The following is a 22,403-nucleotide window of genomic DNA, read 5'->3' on the forward strand; positions in this document are numbered from 1 at the left end:
AAGAGGCCGCCATCCCCCTTGACAGCGAGCCGAAATAGGGGTTGATGAGGGGTGGGCGCGGGGTATCGCGGTCTTCCATCATGCTGGCATGACATCGATTGTTCGCGAATTCGCCGTAGCCGCCGACGAAAAGACAGCATGGGCCGCCCTCGCTGATGTCGGCGCGGTCAACAAGCTGATCCCCTTTCTCGGCCCCGTCACCGTCGACGGTGACGTCCGCAAAATCGACATGGGCGAGTTCGGAATCATCGAAGAGCTCGTCGTGACCGTCGACGACGAGCGCCGCCGCGTCGCCTACAGCGTGCGCCGGTCGCCGTGGCCGCTGGTCCACCACCACTCCTCGATGCAGATCCTGCCGCCCGCGCCGGGCGAGAGCGGCAGCCGTCTGCTGTGGCTCGTCGACCTGCTTCCGGCGGACGTCGCGCCGGAATTCGCCTCCGGAATGGACGGCGCCGTCGAGGCCATCCGCCATTCCCTCGCCGAGCCCGCTTCATGAGACCGTTCACGGGGGTCGAGCGGGATTACGACGAGAACCGTCGCCGCAACGACCTGCCCTCGCTGACCGGACTGCGGTTCTTCGCGGCGCTGCTGGTCTTCTTCGCCCACGCGTCGCTGCTCAACAATCCGCTGGATCTCACCGGTCCGGTGAACTTCTACGCGGACGACGACATCGCGCGGGGGATGGCGGACTTCTTCGAGCCGGCCGGGTACGTGGGGGTGTCGTTCTTCTTCGTCCTCAGCGGATTCGTCCTGACCTGGTCCTGGTCCCGCAAGAAGACGAACTCCGCGGGCTCCTTCCTGCGCCGCCGGCTGGTGAAGGTCTTCCCCAACCACCTGGTCGCCTGGGCCGTGGTCATGTGGCTGTACGCCGGGGCCTTCACACCGATGCGCGCCTGGCTGCCGAACCTGTTCCTGCTGCACTCCTACAGCTGGCGCCCCGACATCAGCAGCAGCGTCAACGTGCCCGCCTGGTCGCTCTGTTCGGAGGTGCTGTTCTACCTCCTCTTCCCGCTGATCATCGGGCCGCTCACGCGGATCGCCGACCGGCGGCTGTGGCTGTGGGCCGGCGGCATGGTGGCGGGGATCGCCGCGGTCGCGCTGGTCGCGAAGTACCTGATCCCCTCCGGCCAGTCCTTCCCGCTCGCGCCGCTGCCGATGACCAAGATGTGGTTCGCGTACCTCTTCCCGCCCGCCCGGCTCTTCGAGTTCGTCCTGGGCGCGCTGCTCGCCCGGATCGTCGCCGCGGGCCGCTGGCCGCGCGTCGGAGCCGTGCCGGTGCTGCTGCTCGCCGCCGCCGGCTACACCGCGGCGCTGAACGTCCCGGCGCCGTACGACTTCTCGCTCACCACGGTCGTGCCGATCGCCGCCATCATCTGCACCGCCGCCTCGGCCGACCTGCGCGGGGAGCGCGGCGTGCTCAACGGGCCGGTGATGGTGTGGCTGGGCACCGTCTCCTTCGGCTTCTACATGATCCAGGCCGTCCCGATCTTCTACGGCCGGCTGCACCTGTTCGACACCCACACCTACGGCTTCCTCACCGCCACCGCGCTGCTGGTGCTGCTCTTCGCGGCCACCCTGCTCGCCGGCTGGCTGCTGTACCGGTTCGTGGAAACGCCGGTCATGCGCCGCTTCGGCCGCGGCCGCCGCGACCGGACGCCGATCCCCGCGGTCCCGGCCCAGCAGCCGGGCCCGGTCCCCGCACCGACTCCGGCACCGCCGGGCACCTCCCTCTGAAAGGTTCCATCCGATGACGGCAGAGACGGCAGAGCCGTACCCGTTCGGCCCCTACGAGCGCCTCGACATGCACCCCAAGTACGCCGAGTACCGGCAGGAGTGCCCGGTCAAGCGGGTCTCCATGCCGTTCGGCGGCGAGGCCTGGCTCGCCACCCGCTACGACGACTCCAAGACGGTGATGGCCGACCCGCGCTTCAGCCGGGCCGCCACCATCGGCAAGGACGTGCCGCGCAGCCGCCAGGCCTTCGAGGACCCCATCATCGTGGCCCTCGACCCGCCGGAGCACACCCGGCTGCGCAAGCTGGTCGCCAAGGCGTTCACCAACCGCCGCATCGAGCGGATGCGCCCGCACGTCGAGTCGATCGTCACCGGTCTGGTCGACCGGTTCATCGCGCTCGGACCGGGCGCCGACCTCGCGGAGAACGTCGCCTGGCCGCTGCCGATCACGGTCATCTGCGAACTCCTCGGCGTGCCCAGGGAGGACCAGCAGACGTTCCGCGGCCTGGTCGACGTCTGGCTCACCACCGGTGAGGAGCGCCCGCTGGAGGAGGTGTCCGCCGCCCTCGACGAGCTGGTGCGGTACATGGGCGACCTGCTCGCCAAGCGCCGCGCCGAGCCGAGGGACGACCTGCTCTCCGCGCTCGTCGCCGCGCGCGAGGGCGACGACCAGCTCGGCGAGGAGGAGCTGGTGATGCTCGGCATCACCCTGCTCGCGGCCGGCCACAAGACCACCGCCAACCAGCTCAGCAGCCACATCTTCGCCCTCCTGGAGGACCGCGAGCGCTGGGAGGAACTGGTCGCGGACCCGGACCTGGTGCCCCGTGCCGTGGAGGAGCTGCTGCGGTACTCGCCGCTGTCGCCCGCCTCAGACAACACCCGTATCGCCAAGGAGGACATGGTCCTCGGCGGCCGTGCCATCAAGGCCGGCGACGCCGTGATGATCAACTACGCGGCGGCCAACCGCGACCCCGAGGTCTTCCCCGACCCGGACCGGCTGGACTTCCACCGCGAGAGCAACCCGCACGTCGCCTTCGGGCACGGCCTGCACCACTGCCTGGGCGCCCCGCTCGCGCGCATGGAGCTCCAGAGCGCGCTGCGCGCCCTGGTCACCCGGCTGCCCGGCCTGCACCTGGCCGTCCCCGCCGAGGAGGTCCCCTGGCGCATGGAGTCCGTCGCCCGCGGGGTGCGCGAGCTCAAGGTGACGTGGTGAGCGGTGTGACGGAGACGGCCTGGCGGGTCGAGGTCGACCGGAAGGTCTGCATGGGCACCGGCATCTGCGCCAGCGCCTTCCCGGCCCACTTCACCCTCGAAGGCAACAAGTCCCGGCCCACGGCGGAGCACGCCGCTCCGGACGAGGGTCTGCTCGACGCGGTGGACCTGTGCCCCATGAGCGCCATCCGCGTCACCGACACGGTCACCGGCGACCTCGTCCTGTCGGACGACTGACGCGTCGAGGTCACCGCGGCCCGGGCCACCAGGCCCCGACCGGCCCCGAGTCCGCCCCGAGCGGCGCCCAACGGGCCGCTCGGGGCCGTTGGTTGTTCCCGCGCCGCCCCTTGGCCGAAACCGCATAGGTGCAGTTCAGCCCCTCAGTGCATTTCTTGTAACAGTGGGGCTGTTGTGTGACCATGCGGGAATCGGAAGAAAGGCTTTCCCTATGCCGAGCACTGCCGCCATGACCAGAGTGCCCAACCGTGCCGACGCCTGCACGGTGCTCGACGTACTGAACCGGGTCAGCGGGAAATGGAGCATCGGAGTCCTGCTCATCGCCCTGGAGGGGCCGGTCCGCTTCACCGAGCTGGAGCGTTCGCTCCCCGGCATCAGCCGGCGCATGCTCACCCTGACCCTGCGCAACCTGGAGGCGGACGGCCTCCTGGACCGCACGGTGTACGCCACGGTCCCGCCGAAGGTCGAGTACCGGGCGACGGAGATGGCCGGCGAGCTCTACGAGTCGCTGACCGGGCTGACCGAGTGGGCGCGCCGCCACCAGGACACCATCGCGGCCCGGCGCACCGTGCCGTCCTGCGTCTCCGACGGCGCCGCCTGACCCGACGCACCGCGAAGCCCGATGGGGCGCCCCCGCTTCGGGGGCGCCCCATCGGGCTTCGGTCACACCTCTCGCGGCGGTCAACTGCCGATGCTCTGCGGGTGGTTGAAGAAGTTCGGCGCGTCGTAGCGCCGCTTGACCGCGACCAGCCGGTCGTAGTTCTCGGCGTAGTACGCCCGGCGCCAGTCGTCCCGCTCCCCGTTGGGGAAGTTCAGGTACGTCTCGCCGCTGGAGAGCGGGTCGATGATGGAGAAGGCACGGGTCGGCCACACCATGGCGGCCGCGGCCTCCTCGGCGGTCGGCTCCTTGAACGCCATGCTCGCCATCGCCACGAAGAACTCGGCGTCGCGGTGGACATAGGCGGTCTCGGTACGGAACGGCCGCTTGGAGACACCGCCCAGGGCCATGAAGTACAGGTTGCGGGCCTGCCCGGGCCGGCGGTCGGCCTCGAACGCGGCCAGCAGGTCGGCGACGCCCTTGCGGCCGGTGGGCCGGTCGAGCAGCCGGGTCAGCTCGCGCATGAACGGGACGCGCTGGAGCTGCGCGGCCGGGTTGGAGCCGGTGCGGTGGCACTGCTCCGCCGTGAGCTGCTCGCAGCCGTACACGTGCTTCATGGCGTCGGCGTACGGCAGGTCCTGGACGGTGCGCAGCGTGGGCGTCGCGCCGGCCTCGGCGGCGAGCTCGTTGAGGGCGGTCTCCAGCTCCGCCTGCGGGCCGAGGTAGCCACCGGTGATCTGGACCATCGGTACGTTGCCGGCGGCGCCGTCGGCGAGGAACACGCTCAGCGTCGAACCCAGGTTGTCCGAGCCGAAGTAGAGCCACTCCTGCCAGGCGTTGATGACCTCGAGCGCCTTGTCGTACGGCCACAGGGTGTTGTAGAAGACCATGGTCGGGGCGTTGATCGGGCGCACCTCGAACTCGGTGACCACACCGAAGTTGTTGCCGCCGCCGCCGCGCAGCGCCCAGAACAGGTCGGCGTTCTCCGAGGAGCTGGCGCGCACCTGCGAGCCGTCGGAGAGCACCAGCTTGGCCGAGACCAGCCGGTCGCTGCCGATGCCGAACTTGCGGGTCTGCAGGCCGATGCCGCCACCGGAGAGGTAGCCGCCGGGGCAGACGGTCGGGCAGGTGCCGCTGATGACCTGCTTGCCGAGCGGCTTGAGCTTGGTGAGGACGTCGACGCCCTGGGCGCCGGGGCCGACCTTGACGGTGCTGGTGCCGACCGTGGCGTGGTTGATGCGGCCGACGTCCAGGATCATGCCCTTGGTGGTGGACCACCCGGCCAGGTTGTGGCCACCGCTGCGGATCCGGGTGGCGATGCCGTTGTTGCGGGCGAACTTGATGGCCGTGGCCACGTCCGCCGGGGTCTCGCAGTAGACGATGCCCTCGGGGTTGAGGGAGTCGAACTCCCCGAGGATGACCTGCTTGGCGTAGGTGTAGCCGGTGTCCGTGGGCAGCACCACGTCACCCTGGAGCATCGGGCGCAGCTTCTCCCACTCACTGGTGGTGGCGCTGTACGCCGCCCTGGCGGTGATTCCCGCGGCGGTCGTGGCGAGCGCCACGCCCGCGCCACCGCGGAGAATGGACCGTCGACTCAGCATGATTCCTCCTGGACGAGTTCGCCGTGGCGGCAGAACAATTCCCTGTCATTCGCTGTGAGCCTAGGAGGGGGTGGCGGGGCAGGGGCACCCCTATCCCACCCCGGTCATTTCCGCGCAACGGCAGGAAGAGGGGAGGGGAGAAAAGGGGAAAGAGGAAAGGGGAAAGGGGAAAGGGCGAAAGGAGCGTGGCGGTGGACGCGGGCGCGAGCGGAAACGACGACATGACGAAGCCCGGCAAGCGACTGCCGGGCTTCGCCATGGGCGCCGGCGGCGGATGCCGCCGGCAACGGGTTCCGTCCAGGAGCGGGGGATGTCCCGTCCGGACCCGAACTCAGGGGTTACGCGATGACGGTTGGCACCGCCTGCTGCTCGTCGGCCGGCTCCACGGCGCCGCCCTGCGGGGCCTTGGGGGTGCGGATGACGACGGCGGCGACCACCAGCGCGGCGGTGACGAGCCCGGCGGAGACCATGAACGCGAGGTGGTAGCCCTCGGTCACGGCGTGCACCAGGTCCTTGCCGTCCTCGGTGGCCTTGTCGGTACGGGACGCCGCGAGCGTGGCGAGGATGGCGAGGCCGACGGCGCCGCCGATCTGCTGCATCGTGTTGTTGATGCCGGAGGCCAGACCGGAGTCCTCGGGGCGGGCGTTCGACATGGCGAGACCCACCAGGGCGGGGAAGGCCAGACCGCCGCCGATACCGAGCAGCACCAGGGCCGGGAGCACGTCCTGGACGTAGGAGCCGCCGACCGGGGCGCGGCCGAACAGCGCCAGACCGCCGGCGATGAACGCCAGGCTCGGCAGCAGGACCGCCTTGAGGCCGAACCGCATGTTCAGCTTGGGGGAGACCGTCATCGACAGGACACCGATGAGCACGGCCAGCGGCAGGAACGACAGGCCGATCTCCAGCGGCTCGTAGCCGAGGACGCGCTGGAGGTAGAGCGTGCCGAGGAAGAACTGGCCGAACATGCCCGCGAGCATCAGGGCGAGGACGCCGTTGGCGGCCGACAGGTTCGGCACGCGCAGGATCGACAGCCTCATCAGCGGCGTCTTCGCGGTGGCCTGGCGGCCGATGAACGCGGCGAGCAGCAGGATGGCGACGGCGCCGAGACCCAGGGTGTGACCCGAGAGCCAGCCGTGCTCCTCGACCTTGAGGATCGTGTAGACACCGACCATCAGGGCGCCGGTGACCAGCACCGAGCCGAGGTAGTCGACACCGGCGCCGAGACCCTGCGGCTCGTCCTTGGAGAGCAGCTTCATCCCGGCGATCACGACGATCACGCCGATCGGCACGTTCACGTAGAAGATCCAGCTCCAGTTGATGCCCTGGGTGAGGGCACCGCCCGCGAGCAGGCCGATGGCGGCGCCGCCGGAGCCGACGAAGCTGTAGATGCCGATGGCCTTGGCCTGGCCGGCCGGGTCCGGGAAGAGCGTCACCAGCATGCCCAGGATCACCGCGGAGGAGATCGCGCCGCCGGCGCCCTGGACGAACCGGGCCGCGATCAGCATGCCCTGGCTGGTGGCGGCGCCGCACCACAGCGAGGCACCCGTGAAGACGACGACGCCGACGACGAACAGGTTCTTACGGCCGAGGAGGTCGCCGAGCCGGCCCGCGAGGAGCAGCAGACCGCCGAACGCGATCAGATAGGCGTTGACGACCCACGCGAGGTTGGACGGGGAGAATCCCAGATCGCTCTGAATGGACGGCAACGCCACATTGACGATCGTCTGGTCCAGGATAATCATCAGGAATCCGGCGCACAGCACAATGAGTGCTGCCCATCGGTTCGTCGGCGGAGCCTTTTCAGCTGCCGAAGACATGGCGGTACCTCCGCTAGGTAAATCGTGGGGACGATGAGGGAAATCTTGGGGACGTTTTCCAGCGTGCTCGACGGCGGGAGAACGCACAAGAAGGAACTTTTTTGTTTCACAGGAACATCGATGTTCCCGAGCAGGTCACAGGCGTGCGGCCGGGAAAAGTCACCCGGTCGCACGGGCGGGGGGCTCACACCACGACGACGACCTTGCCGGTGATCTGCCCAGTGTCGGCGAATTCATGGGCCGCCACCAGCTGTTCGAGCGGAAAAGTACGCTCGACGTGCGGACGCAGCGCTCCCTCCTCGACCAGGCCGGTGATACGGCGCAGCTCCTCGCCGGTCGGCCGCAGCGACACCCAGGCGTAGCGGTGGCCGAGTTCGACGGCCTCCCGCTCGGTGACCCCGGGATCCAGGGTCGCGCCGAGCAGCAGCCCGCCCGGCCGCAGCGCCGTCAGCGACCGCTTTCCGTACGTCCCGCCGACGAGGTCGAGGACGACGTCCACGTCCCGCGCCGCCTCGGTGAAGTCGACGGCGGTGTAGTCGATCGGCTCGTCCACCCCCAGGGAGCGCAGGAAGTCGTGCTTGACCGCACGGGCGGTGCCCAGGACGTACGCGCCGCGCAGTTTGGCCAGTTGGACGGCGAAGTGCCCCACGCCACCGGCGGCCGCGTGGATCAGGATCCGGTCGCCGGCCCCGAGCGAGGCCTGCTCGACCGCCCGCAGCGCGGTGAGCGCCGCCACGGGCAGCGCCGCTGCCTCGACGTGTCCCAGACCCGCGGGCCTGGGCGCGAGCGCCACGGCGGGCACGGCGACGTACTCGGCGTACGTACCGATGAAGTACACCCCGTACACCGCGTCGCCCGGGGCGAACCCCGTGACACCGGGACCGGTCCCGGCCACCACCCCCGACAGGTCGGAGCCGAGCGTGAACGGCGGGTGGCCGGCCTGCGCCGGACCTGAACGCACCTTGGTCTCACCGAAGTTGACGGACGCCGCGTGCACCCGCACCAGCACCTCGCCGGGCCCCGGCGACGGCCGCTCCGCCTCCACCACCCGCAGCACCCGCGGCCCGCCGAACTCGTACTGGATCGCGGTCCGCATCCGGTGCCTCATCCCTGCTCCTCCCGTCGTCCTGCGCCGTGCCCCCAGCCTTCCGGCACGGGCCCGGACAGCGGGGACGCGGCGGGAAGTTAGGGAGGCCATAGGGGGAGGCTCTGGGGATCGGACCGGCCCCGGCGCGGCAAGACTGGGCGGCGAACACGCTGGGTGACCAAGCACCTCTCCGCGAATTCGCGCAGCGGCGGTGGGCCGATCGGAAGGATCACATGGATGTCGAGTGACGAGAAGCTGCGCGACTACCTCAAGCGCACGCTTGCCGACTTGCGGCAGGCGCGGAACCGGTTGAGCGAGGTCGAGTCGGCGGGCAGCGAGCCGATCGCGGTCGTGGGGATGGGGTGCCGTCTGCCGGGCGACGTCCGTTCGCCGGAGGACCTGTGGCGGCTGGTGGCCGAGGGCCGCGACGCGGTCTCGGAGTTCCCCGCCAACCGCGGCTGGGACCTGGAGAACCTGTACGACCCGGATCCCGACCGGCCCGGAAAGAGCTATACGCGCCACGGCGGTTTCCTGCACGACGCCGACGCGTTCGACAACGAGTTCTTCGAGGTCTCACCCCGTGAGGCGCTGGCGATGAACCCCCAGCAGCGGTTGCTGCTGGAGGTGGCGTGGGAGACGTTCGAGCACGCCGGACTCGACCCGGCCGCCCAGCGCGGCAGCGACACCGGCGTCTACGCCGGTGCCATGTACTACGACTACGACCCGGGCATCGGGCAGACGCCGGAGGACGTCGAGGGGCACCTCGGCATCGGCAACTCGGGCAGCGCCACCACGGGCCGTATCGCCTACACCCTCGGCCTCGAAGGCCCGGCGGTGACCGTCGAGACGGCCTGCTCCTCCTCGCTGGTGGCGATCCACCTCGCGGTGCAGGCGCTGCGGCAGGGCGAGTGCTCGATGGCCCTGGCCGGCGGCGCCGCCGTGATGGCGACTCCCGCGACGTTCGTGGAGTTCTCGCGCCAGCGGGCGCTCTCCGCCGACGGCCGCTGCAAGGCGTACGCGGCGGGCGCGGACGGCACCGGCTGGGCGGAGGGTGCCGGGCTCGTCCTGCTTGAGCGGCTGAGCGACGCCCGGCGCAACGGGCACCAGGTGCTCGCGGTGATCCGTGGCTCGGCCGTGAACCAGGACGGCGCCTCCAACGGTCTGACCGCGCCCAACGGCCCGGCCCAGCAGCGCGTCATCCACCAGGCCCTCGCCAACGCCCGGCTGACGACCCGTGATGTCGACGTCATCGAGGGACACGGCACCGGCACGACCCTCGGTGACCCCATCGAGGCGCAGGCCCTGATCAACACCTATGGCAAGGGCCGGGAGAAGGACCGGCCGCTGTGGCTGGGTTCGCTCAAGTCCAACATCGGCCACACCCAGGCCGCCGCCGGTGTCGCCGGTGTCATCAAGTCGGTCATGGCCCTGCGCAACGGGGAACTTCCGCGCACCCTGCACGTGGACGAGCCCAGCCCGAAGATCGACTGGGAGGCTTCCTCCCTGCGGCTGCTGACCAAGGCGCGGCCGTGGCCCGAGGCCGACCGTCCGCGCCGGGCCGGCGTCTCCTCCTTCGGTGTCAGCGGCACCAACGCCCACCTCATCGTGGAACAGGCGCCCGAGGCGACACCGGCGGAGGAGGCGGACGAGCCGGGCACGCCCGCGTTCACCGACGCGGCGCCGCTGGTGCTGCCGCTGTCGGCGAAGTCCCCGGCCGCGCTGCGCGCCCAGGCCCGGCAGCTCGCGGACCACCTGGCCCGCCACCCGGAGCTGACCCCGCACGCCATCCTGCCCACCCTCACCCGCCGTACCGCGCACGCCCACCGCGCCGCCGTGATCACCACCGGCACCGGGCACCTCCAGGACGCCCTGACCGCGCTCGCCGCCGGCACACCCCACCCGCACGTGATCACGGGCCAGGCCGTCAGCGGCGGCAGGACGGTGTTCGTCTTCCCCGGGCAGGGCACGCACTGGGCCGGTATGGGCGCCCGGCTGATGGAGGCAAGCCCGGTCTTCGCCGCCAGCGTCCGCGAGACCGCCGCCGCCATCGCCCCGCACACCGACTGGGACCTCGTCGACGTCCTGCACCAGCGCGACGGCGCTCCCTCCCTCGACCGTGTCGACGTCCTCCAGCCCGTCTCGTTCGCGGTGATGGTGGGTCTGGCCCGGCTGTGGCAGGCCCATGGCATCGAGCCCCAGGCCGTGATCGGCCACTCCCAGGGCGAGATCGCCGCCGCCCACATCGCCGGGGTACTCACCCTGGAGGACGCCGCCCGGGTGGTCACCCTGCGGGCGCGGACCATCGGCGCCCACCTCGCCGGACTCGGCGGCATGATGGCCGTGAGCCGCCCGCACGACCAGGCCCGTGAGCTGATCCGGCCCTGGGACACGCGCATCGAGGTGGCCGCCGTCAACGGGCCGTCGAGCACGATCGTCGCGGGGGACCCGGCCGCGCTGGAGGAGCTGAAGGCGCACTGCCGGACGCTGGACATCAAGTCCCGCATCCTGCCCGTCGACTACGCCTCCCACACCAGCCACGTCGCGAAGATCGAGGACCAGCTCCACGAGCAGTTGGCCGGGATCGAGCCCGGCCAAGCCGCCGTCCCCTTCTACTCCACCCTGGAGCAGCGGCTCATCGAGGACACCACGGTCCTGGACGGCGACTACTGGTTCCGCAACCTGCGGCACACCGTCCACTTCCACGCCACCCTCCAGAAGCTGGTGGAACAGAACCACACCACCTTCATCGAGATCAGCGCCCACCCGGTGCTGGGCCCGAGCATCCAGGAAATCCTCGACGACGCCCCCGACGCGGGCCTCGCCACCGAATCGCTGCGCCGGGACGACGACTCCGCCCAGCAGTACCTGACCGCTCTCGCCCGGATCCGCACCCACACCACCACCCACCCCCAGCCCCCCACCGCCGAACCCGCCACGCACCCCCTGCCCACCTACGCCTTCCAGCACCAGACGTACTGGCTGAAGCCGAAGCAGAACGCGGCGGCGGAACTGGCCACGGCAGGCATCAGCACCTCCGGGCACCCGCTGCTCGGCGCCTTCGTCGAACTCCCGGACTCCGGCGGCCTGGTGGCGACCGGGCAGATAGCCCTCGCCACCCACCCCTGGCTCGCCGATCACGCGGTGTCGGGCACCCCCCTCGTCCCGGGCGCCGGACTCGTCGAACTGGCCCTGCGCGCCGGAGCGGAGGCGGGCGCCGAGCGACTGGAGGAGTTCCTCATCGAGTCGCCGCTGGTCCTCGCGGACCGGGGAGCGCTGCGGCTGCGCGTCGTCGTGGGCGAGGAGGACGAACGCGGTCACCGCGCCGTCGGCGTGTACTCCGGAGCCGTCGAGGAGGGCGCCGCCACGGTGTGGACCCGCCACGGCAACGGTGTGCTCACGGCCCAGGGCGCCGCGCCGGGCGGCTCACCGGAGCCGTGGCCGCCGGCCGGGGCGACCCCGGTCGGGCTGGACGGCTTCTACGAGCGCAAGGCCGCCGAAGGGTACGGGTACGGCCCGGCGTTCCAGGGGCTGCGGGCGGTCTGGGTCCGCGGTGAGGAGACCTTCGCCGAGGTCCGCCTCCCCGAGGGCCCGCAGGACGACGCACCCCGGTTCGAACTGCACCCCGTACTGCTCGACGCGGCCCTGCACGCGGCCGCCGCGACCGCCGGCGACAGCACTGAGGACGGCCTTCTGCTGCCGTTCGCGTGGCACGGCGTCACCGTGCACGCCACCGGCGCCTCCGCCCTGCGCGTACGGATCACCAGGAAGGCCAACACCGCGCTCGCCCTCGACCTGGCGACCCCGGACGGCGCCCCGGTGGCCACCGTCGACGAGCTCGTCCTGCGTCCGGCCACGGGGGAGCTGCTCGCACCGTCCCCGGTGCGCGACTCCCTGTTCCGCACCGAGTGGACCGAGGTCACCCGCCCGGCCGAGGCGACCGGGGACGTCGACGTAGTCGACACCACCCGCTGGACGGGCGCCGAAGGCCCCGACGGCGTACGGGAGTTCACCTCGCGTCTGCTGGGCGAGCTCCAGGCGTGGGACGCGCGCTCCACGGCCGGGACCGGGCTGCTGGTGGTGACGCGCGGCGCCGTGTCCGTACGGCCGGGTGAGGGCGCCGATCCCGTCGCCGCCGCCCTGTGGGGCCTTCTGCGCACGGCGCAGGCCGAGCACCCCGGCCTCATCACGGTCGCCGACGTCGACCCGGACACCGACACGGAAGCCGACGCCCACACCTTGCGCGCGCTGCCCGGTCTCGCGGAGCCGCAACTGGCGCTGCGCGCGGGCGAGGCGTACGCGCCACGGCTCGTACGGGACACCGGCGCCGGCCCGGCAGGGGCACGGCCGCTCGACCCCGAGGGCACCGTCCTGATCACCGGCGGCACCGGCACCCTGGGCCGCCAGGTGGCCCGCCACCTGGTCACCGAGCACGGCATCCGGCAGTTGCTGCTGATCAGCCGGCGCGGCCCGGACGGCGCGGGAGCGGACGAGGTCCGCGACGAACTGACCGGGCTCGGCGCCCACGTCACCATCGCCGCCTGCGACGCCGCGGACCGCGAAGCACTCGGCGAACTCCTCGCCGCCGTCCCCGACAAGCACCCGCTGACCGCGGTGGTGCACACGGCCGGCGTCCTCGACGACGGCATGCTGGCCGATCTGACGCCCGAGCGGTTCGCCACCACCCTTCGCCCCAAGGCGGACGCCGCCTGGCATCTGCACGAACTCACCGAGAAGCTGGACCTCGCCGCCTTCGTCCTGTTCTCGTCGGCGGCCGGCACCCTGGGGAGCCCCGGCCAGGCCAACTACGCCGCTGCCAACGGCTTCCTGGACGGCCTCGCCGAGCTGCGCGCCGCGCGCGGGCTCCCCGCGGTCTCGCTGGCCTGGGGCCTGTGGTCCGAGGCGTCCGGGATGACCACGCACCTGGCGGGCAAGGACCTCGGCCGGCTGTCCCGGCGCGGCGCGGTGGCCCTCGGCACCGAGGAGGGCCTGGCCCTGTTCGACGCGGGGCTGCGCTCCTCCGAGGCCCTGCTGCTGCCGGCCAGGCTCGACTTCGCGGCGCTGCGGGCGGAGGCGGCCGCCGGGCGCACCACCCCGCTGCTGCGCTCGCTCGTCCGGACGCCCCGGCGTACCGTCCAGCAGACCGGCGCCGTGACGGAGGAGTCGTTGGCCGCGAAGGTCGCCGCGATGGACGCGGGGGACCGGCACGCGTTCCTGCTCCAGCTGGTCCTCACCCGCGTCGCGGCCGTCCTCGGCCACGACGGGGCGGACGCGGCCGTCGCGGAGCTGACGTTCAAGGAGATCGGCTTCGACTCCATGCTCGCGGTGCAGCTGCGCAACAGCCTCGCCGAGGCCACCGGGATCCGGCTGCCGGTCACCCTGGTCTTCGACTACCCCACGCCGTCCGAACTCGCCGGGCAACTGCTGGGCGAACTGCTCCCCGACGAGCCGGCCGCAGCCGGACAGAGCGTAGCCCCGGGCGACCGGGAGACCGACGAAGCGCTGGAACGCATCGCCGCCATGGACGTCGACGACCTCGTCGCCCGTGCGCTCGCCGCCGCCACCACCGAACCCCAGCCCTCCGGGGAGGCATCGTGACCACGCCCAACGACAAGATCGTCGAAGCCCTGCGCACCGCCGTGATGGAGAACGAGCGGCTGCGCGCGGAGAACACCCGTATGACACAGTCCGCGCACGAGCCGATCGCGGTCGTGGGGATGGGGTGCCGTCTGCCGGGCGACGTCCGTTCGCCGGAGGACTTGTGGCGGCTGGTGGCCGAGGGCCGGGACGCGGTCTCGGAGTTCCCCGCCAACCGCGGCTGGGACCTGGAGAACCTGTACGACCCGGACCCTGACCGGCCCGGCAAGAGCTATACGCGCCACGGCGGCTTCCTGCACGACGCGGCCGGGTTCGACGCCGGATTCTTCGAGGTCTCGCCGCGTGAGGCGCTGGCGATGAACCCCCAGCAGCGGTTGCTGCTGGAGGTGGCGTGGGAGACGTTCGAGCACGCCGGACTCGACCCGGCCGCCCAGCGCGGCAGCGACACCGGCGTCTACACCGGCCTCATGTACCACGACTACGCCTCCCAGCTCACCCAGATCCCGGTGGAGCTGGAGGCGACCCTGGGCGTCGGCAACAGCGGCAGTGTGGCCTCGGGCCGTCTGTCGTACGTGTTCGGCCTCCAGGGGCCCTCGCTCACGGTGGACACGGCGTGCTCGTCGTCACTGGTCTCGATCCACCTCGCGGTGCAGGCGCTGCGGCAGGGCGAGTGCTCGATGGCGCTCGCCGGTGGTGTCGCGGTGATGGCCACCCCGGCGACGTTCGTGGAGTTCTCGCGCCAGCGGGCGCTTTCGGCGGACGGCCGCTGCCGGGCGTACGCGGCGGGCGCGGACGGCACCGGCTGGGCGGAGGGTGCCGGGCTCGTCCTGCTTGAGCGGCTGAGCGACGCCCGGCGCAACGGGCACCAGGTGCTCGCGGTGGTCCGTGGCTCGGCCGTGAACCAGGACGGTGCCTCCAACGGTCTGACCGCGCCCAACGGCCCGGCCCAGCAGCGCGTCATCCACCAGGCGCTGGCCAACGCGCGGCTCACCCCGGGTGACGTGGACGCGATCGAGGGGCACGGCACCGGCACGACCCTCGGTGACCCGATCGAGGCGCAGGCCCTGATCAACACCTATGGCAAGGGCCGGGAGAAGGACCGGCCGCTGTGGCTGGGTTCGCTCAAGTCCAACATCGGCCACACCCAGGCCGCCGCCGGTGTCGCCGGTGTCATCAAGACCGTGATGGCCCTGCGCAACGGGGAACTCCCGCGCACCCTGCATGTGGACGAGCCCAGTCCGAAGATCGACTGGGACGAGACGTCACTGCGGCTGCTCACCGAAGCCCAGCCGTGGCCCGACGCCGACCGTCCGCGCCGGGCGGCCGTCTCCTCCTTCGGTGTCAGCGGCACCAACGCCCATGTGATCGTGGAGCAGGCGCCGCAGGTCCAGCCGGCCGAGGAGACGGCAGAGCCGGAGATCTTCGCCGGGGGAGCGCCGCTGGTGCTGCCGCTGTCGGCGAAGTCCCCGGCCGCGCTCCGTGCCCAGGCGCGCCGGCTCGCGGACCACCTGGCGGAGAACCCCCACCTCACGGCCCACGACATCCTGCCGGCCCTCACCCGCCGGACGCCTCTCACCCACCGGGCGGCCGTGGTCACCACCGGCGGCGAGGAGCTGCGGGAGGCCCTCGTGGCACTCTCCGCCGACGCCGCCCACCCCCATGTGGTCACCGGCAAGGCCGCGAGCGGCGGCAGGACGGTGTTCGTCTTCCCCGGCCAGGGCACGCACTGGCAGGGCATGGGCGCCGAACTCCTCCAGTCCAGCCCGGTGTTCGCCGCCAGCGTCCACGACACGGCCCGCGCGCTGGCCCCCCACACCGACTGGGACCTGCTGGACGTCCTGCGCGGCCACCCGGACGCGCCCCCGCTGGAGCGGGTGGACGTCCTCCAGCCCGTCTCGTTCGCGGTGATGGTGGGTCTGGCCCGGCTGTGGCAGGCCCATGGCATCGAGCCCCAGGCCGTGATCGGCCACTCGCAGGGCGAGATCGCCGCCGCGCACATCGCCGGGGCGCTCACCCTGGAGGATGCCGCCCGGGTGGTCACCCTGCGGGCGCGGACCATCGGCGCCCACCTCGCCGGACTCGGCGGCATGATGGCCGTGCACCGCTCGTACGACGCCACCGTGGAGCTCATCGGGGGCTGGAGCGACCGGATCGAGGTGGCCGCGGTCAACGGCCCGACCAGCACGATCGTCGCGGGGGACCCGGCCGCGCTGGAGGAGCTGAAGGCGCACTGCCGGACGCTGGACATCAAGTCCCGCATCCTGCCCGTCGACTACGCCTCCCACACCAGCCACGTCGCGAAGATCGAGGACCAGCTCCACGAGCAGTTGGCGGGGATCGAGCCCGGCCAAGCCGCCATCCCCTTCCACTCCACCCTGGAGCAGCGCCTCGTCACCGACACCACGGTCCTGGACGGCGACTACTGGTTCCGCAACCTGCGCCACACCGTCCACTTCCACGCCACCCTCCAGAAGCTGGTGGAACAGAACCACACCACCTTCATCGAGATCAGCGCCCACCCGGTGCTCACCCCGAGCATCCAGGAAATCCTCGACGACGCCCCGGCCGCCACCTTCACCACGGAGTCACTGCGCCGCCTCGAAGGCTCGCCCCACAAGTTCCTGACGAGCGTCGCGCAGATCCGCACGCACACCACCACCCACCCCCAGCCCCCCACCGCCGCGATCCCGGCCCACCCCGTCCCCACGTACCCGTTCCAGCACCAGAACTACTGGCTGCGAACCAAGGGCCCGTCCGTGGGCGGTTCGATCGACCCGATCGACACGCCCCTGGAGGCCACGGAGGAGAACATGTCGCTCGCCGACCGTCTCGACGGCCTGTCCGACGACGAACAGCACAAGGTGCTCGTCGAGTTGATCTGCGCGGAGGGCGCCTCGGCCCTCGGCCGGGAGGGGGAAGTCCTCGACCCCGAGGGCGCCTTCTTCGAGGTCGGCTTCAACTCGCTGGCCGCCGTGGAGATGCGCAACCGGATGGGCGAGGCCACCGGACTCAAGCTCCCCGTGACGCTGCTCTTCGACTACGCCACGCCCCTCATGCTCGCCGACCACCTCCTCGACAAGCTCACGAAGACCAGGAGTGCCTGACATGTTCGCAGTTGACGCCTACCTCGCCGCGCTCGGCTACACCGGTTCCCGGGACCTGACCCCCGAGACCCTGCGCGACCTCCAAAAGCGCCATCTCGTGGCGATCCCGTTCAACAACGCGCTGCGCACCGACCAGGGCACGCAGTCCGTCGCCGACGCCGACATCGACCTCGACGCGGCCTTCGCGTCCGTGGTGGAGAAGGGCTCCGGCGGTGTCTGCTTCGAGCTCAACGGCCTGTTCCGCAAGCTCCTGACCGAGCTGGGCTTCCAGGTCGAGCACCTCTCGGCGGGGGTGCGCGGCCCCGGCGGCACCTTCGGGCCCGACCTGGAGCACATGCTCCTCGGCGTCCGTCTCGACGGCGACCTGTGGCTGGTGGACGTGGGCTTCGCCGGCCCCGGCTTCCTGGAGCCGCTGCGGGTCGGCGACGGGATACAGCACCAGTACGGCGTCGACTACCAGGTCGTGCCGCAGGACGGCTACTTCGCGGTGAAGCGCCGTATCCGCGACGCCGACTGGCAGGACGTCTACCGCTTCAAGGACCAGGCCCGCGACCTCTCCGAGTGGTCGGCCGCCGCCGAGGCCGCGGCCGACGGCGAGGACGCCTGGAACTGGGAGGGCGAGCTGGTCGCCGCCGACACCGTCATCCGGGCCCGCTCCTTCGAGCAGGGCCAGCGGGTCCTCGTCGGACGGCGGCTGCTCACCGTCGACGACGGCCGCGAGACGGTGAAGGTGCTGATCACCCCCGAGGCGTACGAGGAGGCCGTCCAGCGCATCCTCGGCCAGGTCGCCTGATGCCGGCGGAACTGGCCTCGCGGGTCCTGATCGTCGGGTACGGGCCGGTCGGCCAGCTCCTCTCCGTGCTGCTGGCGCGCAAGGGCTGGGACGTCACGGTGCTGGAGCGCTGGCCCCGCCCGTACACGATGCCGCGCGCGGTGGCCTTCGACGGCGAGTGCGCGCGCATCCTGGCCGACGCCGGGGTCGGCGGCCACATAGCGGAGTTCGGCGAGCCGTCGGGCGACTACATCTGGCGCAACGCCGACGGGGACGACCTGCTGCACTACGTGTCGCCCGCCACCGGTGGCCTGTCCGGATGGCCCGACTCCACCTCGATGTACCAGCCGGGCCTGGAGTCGGCCCTGATCGCCCGGGGCGAGGGCCTGCCCGGTCTGCGCGTGCTGCGCGGGCACCGGGCCGTGGGGCTCACCCGCGAGGCGGACGGGCCGGTCACCGTCGAGGCGGCCGACGCGTCGGGCGGGACCCTGCGGATCACGGCGGACTGGGTGGTCGGGTGCGACGGAGCCAACAGCTTCGTCCGGGGCGCGATGGACGCCGACTGGACCGATCTCGGCTTCCGCTACGACTGGCTGATCTGCGATGTCGTCCTGAAGGAACCGCGCGCGTTCTGGCCGAACAACCTCCAGATCTGCGACCCGGCCCGGCCCCGCACCGCGGTGTCCGCCGGTCCCGGGCACCGTCGCTGGGAGTTCATGCGGGTGCCCGGCGAGTCGCCGCAGGAGTTCGACAGCCGGGACACCGCCTGGCGGCTCCTGGAGGAGTTCGACGTCCGGCCCGACAACGCCACCATGGACCGGCACGCCGTCTACACCTTCCAGGCGGGCTGGGCCAACAAGTGGCGGGACGGGCGGCTGCTCCTCGCGGGCGACGCGGCGCACCTGATGCCGCCGTTCGCGGCCCAGGGCATGTCGTCGGGGTTCCGGGACGCGGCCAACCTCGCCTGGAAGCTGGACCTGGTCCTGGCCGGGCACGCGGACGAGGCAGTGCTGGACACGTACACCGACGAGCGGCGCGAGCACGTGCGGCACGCCGTCGACATGTCGGTGAGCCTCGGCAAGGTGATCTGCCTGACGGACCCGCGGGCGGCCGCGGAACGCGACGAGCTGATGCTCGCCATGCGCGGCCGCACGGTGGGCGCCACCGCCCAGCCCTCGGCGGTGCACCCGCTCACGGGCGGGTTCCTGCACGAGGACGGCGCCGCCTCCGCCGGTGGACTGACGCCGCAGGGCCGGGTGTCCGGCTCCGGCGCGGCCCGGCTCCTCGACGAGGAGACGGGCACCGGCCTGCGGCTGCTGACCACGGTGCCGCTGACCGAACTCCTCGACGCGGAGCGCCGCGCGTTCCTCTACGGGCTCGGTGTGCGGACGGTACGGATCGTGCCGCCGGGGACCGCCCCCGGCGACGGGACCACGGTGCGCGACGACGAGGACGTGCTGCTGCCGTACCTGGCCCAGCACGGCGCGGTCGCCGCGCTCGTACGGCCCGACTTCTATCTGTACGGCACGGCGGGCGACGGCGACGCGCTGCGGGCGCTCGTCGACGGACTCCGGGCCCGGCTGGGAGACCACGCCCTGCGGCGGTGAGCGTGGCCGCGGGGACCGACGAGACGCGGGCCGTGACACCTGTCACGGCCCGCGTCTCGTCTTCGGGACCCGTCGGACCGCGGGCTGCCCCCGGCTCAGCGGGGGGAGCTGATCTGGCCCAGGAACAGCCCGCGTGCTGCCGTCGACGACGGAGCCGACGCCGTGCCGGGTCCCGGGCACGGTGCTCACAACGTATCGCCGCGATCCCCTCCCGCCGATCCGGAATGCGTGGCCGTTTCCCGCAGCCGGGGGCGGACGCGTCAGGAGCCGGCCAGGGTCCGGGAGGGCAGCTCACCGAAGCGGGTGCGGTAGCTGTCCGCGAACCGGCCCAGGTGGGTGAAGCCCCAGCGGTAGGCCGCCTCCCCCACGGTCAGCCGGGCCGGGTCGGCCTGGCGCAGCTCGGCGTGGACCCGGCTCATCCGGACATCGCGCAGATACGCCATCGGGGACATGCCGAGGTGGCGGCGGAAGCCCTCCTGGAGCCAGCGGACGCCGACCTGGCCTATCCCGGCGAGCTCGGTGGTGGTGTACGGGCGCTCGGGATGGGCGTGTATCGCGTCCACGACCCGTTTGACCGGCCCGGGCAGCACGGCCCTGACCGGCTTGTCCAGCTCCTCGCGGTAGCGGTGACCGGCCGCCAGGAGCAGGCCGGTGAGCAGGGCGTCCTGGAGGCGGGCCGCCATGAGCGGCTGGGCGAGCGCCCCGTGTTCGTTGTCCATCTCCCGTACCACCAGGGCCACCATGCGCGACCAGCTCAGACCGGGCCCCTGGGTGAGGTCGAGTTCGGGTGCCAGGCGCGTCCCGGCGGGTACCGAGCGGTCGAGGAGGACCTCCAGGTGGCGCAGCAGGTCCGGGGCCTCCACCTTGACGGCGAGCAGGCGGCAGTCCCGGTTCCACCGCTCCAGCGTCGGCTCGCCCTCGGGATGGAAGACGGCCGCGCGCCGGGCGGTCGCGGTGGCGCGGGTCCGCGCCTGGCGCCAGGTGAGCTCCCCGGAGAGCGGGACGTCGACGTGGTACGCCCCCAAGTCGCCGAAGCGCATGCGCACATCGGTGCCCCAGCGCAGGTCGCCGAGGGTGAGCGGCCCCAGCCGCCCCACGTCGAAGACGGCGTCGAGCCGGTGCGTCCGGTCCAGTACGTCCATGGAGGTGGCGTAGTACGCCTCACCGATCACCTGGCGCGCCTCGTCGAGGTCCCCGGTACGGAAGGAGAGCCGGGACGCGGTCGGGGTGCCCCGCGTGCCCGAGTGCGAAGTCGCCTGCATGGCCCCATCTTCCCGGTGGGCGGCCCCGGCCGTCACCACCGGCCGCCCACCGGGTCCAGGGCGGGCGCGGGAAACCGCGCCGGGCGTGGCATTCCCTCGCGGGGCCCGCCCGGGGGAATGGAGGTGATCCCGGAGAAAAGCGGTGCGGCCCCTCTGTGTTTACCCGGAAAGGTGGTGAACGCGTCGTACGCTGAAGCGGTTATCGGCTATCGGGTCATCATCGGAACGCTCCGGTCCGTCCATGGAGGGTCCGCGGGACGGCTGACGGGAGAGGCGATGCGGGAGATCACCCGAAGGGGAGTTCTGGGGGCCGGACTTGGCGCGGTCGCGGCGGTCTCGGCCGCCGGGTGCGGGGCCGGCGGGGAGCAGGGAGCCGCCGGGGGAGCGCAGCCGCCGGGGAACGGGCCGGGCCGTCCGGCCGCGCCCAACGCCCCGGTGAAACCGCACTTCAGGATGGTGGGTGACGGCTCGACCGCCGACACGGGCCCGCAGCCGAACCAGCCCGCCGGGCCCCAGGGGCTCGAACCGGGCCAGACACCTCCGCAGTTCGTGGTCTTCTCCTGGGACGGCGCCGGGGAAGTCGGCAACGGGCTCTTCCCGCGCTTTCTGGAACTCGCCCGCGACCACGGCGCCTCGATGACGTTCTTCCTCTCCGGGCTCTATCTCCTGCCGGAATCCGCCAAATCGCGCTACCGGCCGCCCAACAATCCCGTCGGCGCCTCGGATATCGGTTATCTGAACGACGCACATGTGCGCGAGACGCTTCATTGTGTACGGGAGGCGTGGTGGGACGGGCACGAGATCGGGACGCATTTCAACGGCCACTTCTGCGCGGGCTCCGGATCGGTGGCCCACTGGTCGCCCGGCCAGTGGCGCAGTGAGATCGAGCAGGCCGTGTCCTTCGTCACCGAGTGGCGGACCAACACCGGCTGGCACGCCCTCGAACCGCTGCCCTTCGACTACCGCAAGGAGCTGGTCGGCGGACGCACCCCGTGTCTGCTCGGCCAGGGCAACCTGCTGCCCACCGCCCGGCAGCTCGGCTGGCGCTACGACGCCTCCTCGCCCGGCGGGCGCCAGGTGTGGCCCCGCAAGCGCCAGGGGATCTGGGACCTGCCGCTCCAGGGCGTGCCCTTCCCCGGGCACTCCTTCGAGGTGCTGTCGATGGACTACAACATCCTCGCCAACCAGTCCGCGAACACCACCCGGGGCGTGCCCTCGCGCTATCCGGCCTGGCGGCAGCAGGCGACCCGCGCCTATCTCGCCGGTTTCCAGCGCGCGTACGAGACGAACCGCGCGCCCTTCTTCATCGGCAACCACTTCGAGCAGTGGAACGGCGGCATCTACATGGACGCCGTCGAGGAGGCCCTGAAGGGGATGGCCGGCAAGAAGGACGTACGGCTCGTGTCCTTCCGCCAGCTCGTGGACTGGCTCGACGCCCAGGACCCCCGGGTCCTGGACCGGCTGCGGGCGCTCGACGTCGGCCAGGCCCCGGCGGGCGGTTGGAACGCCTACTTCAGGACCGCCTGAAAGACCCCCCTCCCGAACAGCATGGACGACCTGAACGAAAGGGCCCCTGTCGTGCACGAGATGAGAGCCGAGCGGGACCCCGGCGGGAACGGAACGGCGGAGCAGGCCGCCCTGCTCTGGCACGTCATGAGCGCCGACGAGCCGAGGACGATGTGCGGGCGCGCGCTCGCCCGCCCGGAGGCCGCGGTCCCGCCGGACCCGGACCTCTCCGACGCCGACCGCTACTGCGCCGCCTGCATGGCGGCCTGCTGAA

The 22,403-nt window shown here is 71.9% G+C and carries 15 protein-coding genes; 11 read left to right on the forward strand and 4 right to left on the reverse strand.

What is annotated here, in order from left to right; all coding sequences use genetic code 11:
* The first annotated feature begins 88 nt into the window (after positions 1-88).
* The 5 genes from ABZ404_RS12580 (at position 89) to ABZ404_RS12600 (ending at position 3,781) form a co-directional block, all read left to right on the forward strand.
* Complete coding sequence (locus ABZ404_RS12580) at positions 89-496, forward strand: SRPBCC family protein (RefSeq protein ID WP_358830626.1); 408 nt, start codon at positions 89-91, stop codon at positions 494-496.
* Positions 493-1,734: an acyltransferase gene (locus ABZ404_RS12585; protein WP_358830627.1), complete on the forward strand. Its 1,242-nt coding sequence runs from the start codon at positions 493-495 to the stop codon at positions 1,732-1,734. Before ABZ404_RS12580 ends, ABZ404_RS12585 begins: the two co-directional genes overlap by 4 nt.
* Positions 1,735-1,747: 13 nt before the next feature.
* On the forward strand, positions 1,748-2,944 hold the full coding sequence (locus ABZ404_RS12590; protein ID WP_358830628.1) for a cytochrome P450: 1,197 nt from the start codon (positions 1,748-1,750) through the stop codon (positions 2,942-2,944).
* Positions 2,941-3,180 carry a ferredoxin gene (locus ABZ404_RS12595; RefSeq protein WP_358830629.1) on the forward strand — a complete coding sequence of 80 codons (240 nt, stop codon included), beginning with the start codon at positions 2,941-2,943 and terminating at the stop codon, positions 3,178-3,180. Before ABZ404_RS12590 ends, ABZ404_RS12595 begins: the two co-directional genes overlap by 4 nt.
* Before the next feature lie 229 nt (positions 3,181-3,409).
* Positions 3,410-3,781 (forward strand): helix-turn-helix domain-containing protein, encoded by a 372-nt coding sequence (locus tag ABZ404_RS12600; RefSeq protein WP_358830630.1) that lies wholly within the window; start codon positions 3,410-3,412, stop codon positions 3,779-3,781.
* A gap of 80 nt (positions 3,782-3,861) precedes the next feature.
* On the opposite strand, the gene ABZ404_RS12605 is transcribed toward ABZ404_RS12600, so the two are convergent.
* The 3 genes from ABZ404_RS12605 to ABZ404_RS12615 all read right to left on the reverse strand — a co-directional run bounded on the left by ABZ404_RS12605 (position 3,862) and on the right by ABZ404_RS12615 (position 8,304).
* Positions 3,862-5,379, reverse strand: a complete 1,518-nt coding sequence (locus ABZ404_RS12605) for an FAD-dependent oxidoreductase (protein ID WP_358830631.1) — start codon at positions 5,377-5,379, stop codon at positions 3,862-3,864.
* Between the two features lie 338 nt (positions 5,380-5,717).
* Entirely contained in the window at positions 5,718-7,196 is a 1,479-nt protein-coding gene (locus tag ABZ404_RS12610) for a DHA2 family efflux MFS transporter permease subunit (RefSeq protein ID WP_358830632.1), read from the reverse strand.
* Positions 7,197-7,380: 184 nt separating this feature from the next.
* Complete coding sequence (locus ABZ404_RS12615) at positions 7,381-8,304, reverse strand: NADP-dependent oxidoreductase (protein WP_358830633.1); 924 nt, start codon at positions 8,302-8,304, stop codon at positions 7,381-7,383.
* 216 nt (positions 8,305-8,520) lie between these two features.
* Here ABZ404_RS12615 and ABZ404_RS12620 point away from each other — a divergent pair, with 216 nt between their 5' ends.
* The 4 genes from ABZ404_RS12620 to ABZ404_RS12635 are packed head-to-tail and all read left to right on the forward strand — an operon-like array spanning position 8,521 to position 19,361.
* A complete protein-coding gene (locus tag ABZ404_RS12620; protein ID WP_358830634.1) occupies positions 8,521-13,878 on the forward strand; it encodes a type I polyketide synthase in 5,358 nt (1,785 codons plus the stop codon).
* Entirely contained in the window at positions 13,875-16,982 is a 3,108-nt protein-coding gene (locus tag ABZ404_RS12625) for a beta-ketoacyl synthase N-terminal-like domain-containing protein (RefSeq protein ID WP_358830635.1), read from the forward strand. Before ABZ404_RS12620 ends, ABZ404_RS12625 begins: the two co-directional genes overlap by 4 nt.
* Position 16,983: 1 nt before the next feature.
* Positions 16,984-17,775 carry an arylamine N-acetyltransferase gene (locus tag ABZ404_RS12630; protein ID WP_358830636.1) on the forward strand — a complete coding sequence of 264 codons (792 nt, stop codon included), beginning with the start codon at positions 16,984-16,986 and terminating at the stop codon, positions 17,773-17,775.
* The gene (locus tag ABZ404_RS12635; RefSeq protein ID WP_358830637.1) at positions 17,775-19,361 is read left to right on the forward strand and encodes a bifunctional 3-(3-hydroxy-phenyl)propionate/3-hydroxycinnamic acid hydroxylase; all 1,587 of its coding nucleotides are present in this window, start codon (positions 17,775-17,777) and stop codon (positions 19,359-19,361) included. The genes ABZ404_RS12630 and ABZ404_RS12635 overlap by 1 nt, the downstream gene beginning before the upstream one ends.
* Positions 19,362-19,621: 260 nt before the next feature.
* On the opposite strand, the gene ABZ404_RS12640 is transcribed toward ABZ404_RS12635, so the two are convergent.
* Positions 19,622-20,623, reverse strand: a complete 1,002-nt coding sequence (locus tag ABZ404_RS12640) for an AraC family transcriptional regulator (protein WP_358830638.1) — start codon at positions 20,621-20,623, stop codon at positions 19,622-19,624.
* A 276-nt stretch (positions 20,624-20,899) separates the two neighbouring features.
* Between ABZ404_RS12640 and ABZ404_RS12645 the strand changes: the two genes are divergently transcribed.
* A complete protein-coding gene (locus ABZ404_RS12645) occupies positions 20,900-22,150 on the forward strand; it encodes a hypothetical protein (protein ID WP_358830639.1) in 1,251 nt (416 codons plus the stop codon).
* A 51-nt stretch (positions 22,151-22,201) separates the two neighbouring features.
* On the forward strand, positions 22,202-22,402 hold the full coding sequence (locus ABZ404_RS12650) for a hypothetical protein (protein WP_358830640.1): 201 nt from the start codon (positions 22,202-22,204) through the stop codon (positions 22,400-22,402).
* Position 22,403: the final 1 nt, after the last annotated feature.

It is taken from the genome of Streptomyces sp. NPDC005878, from assembly GCF_040629815.1.
Lineage (GTDB): Bacteria > Actinomycetota > Actinomycetes > Streptomycetales > Streptomycetaceae > Streptomyces.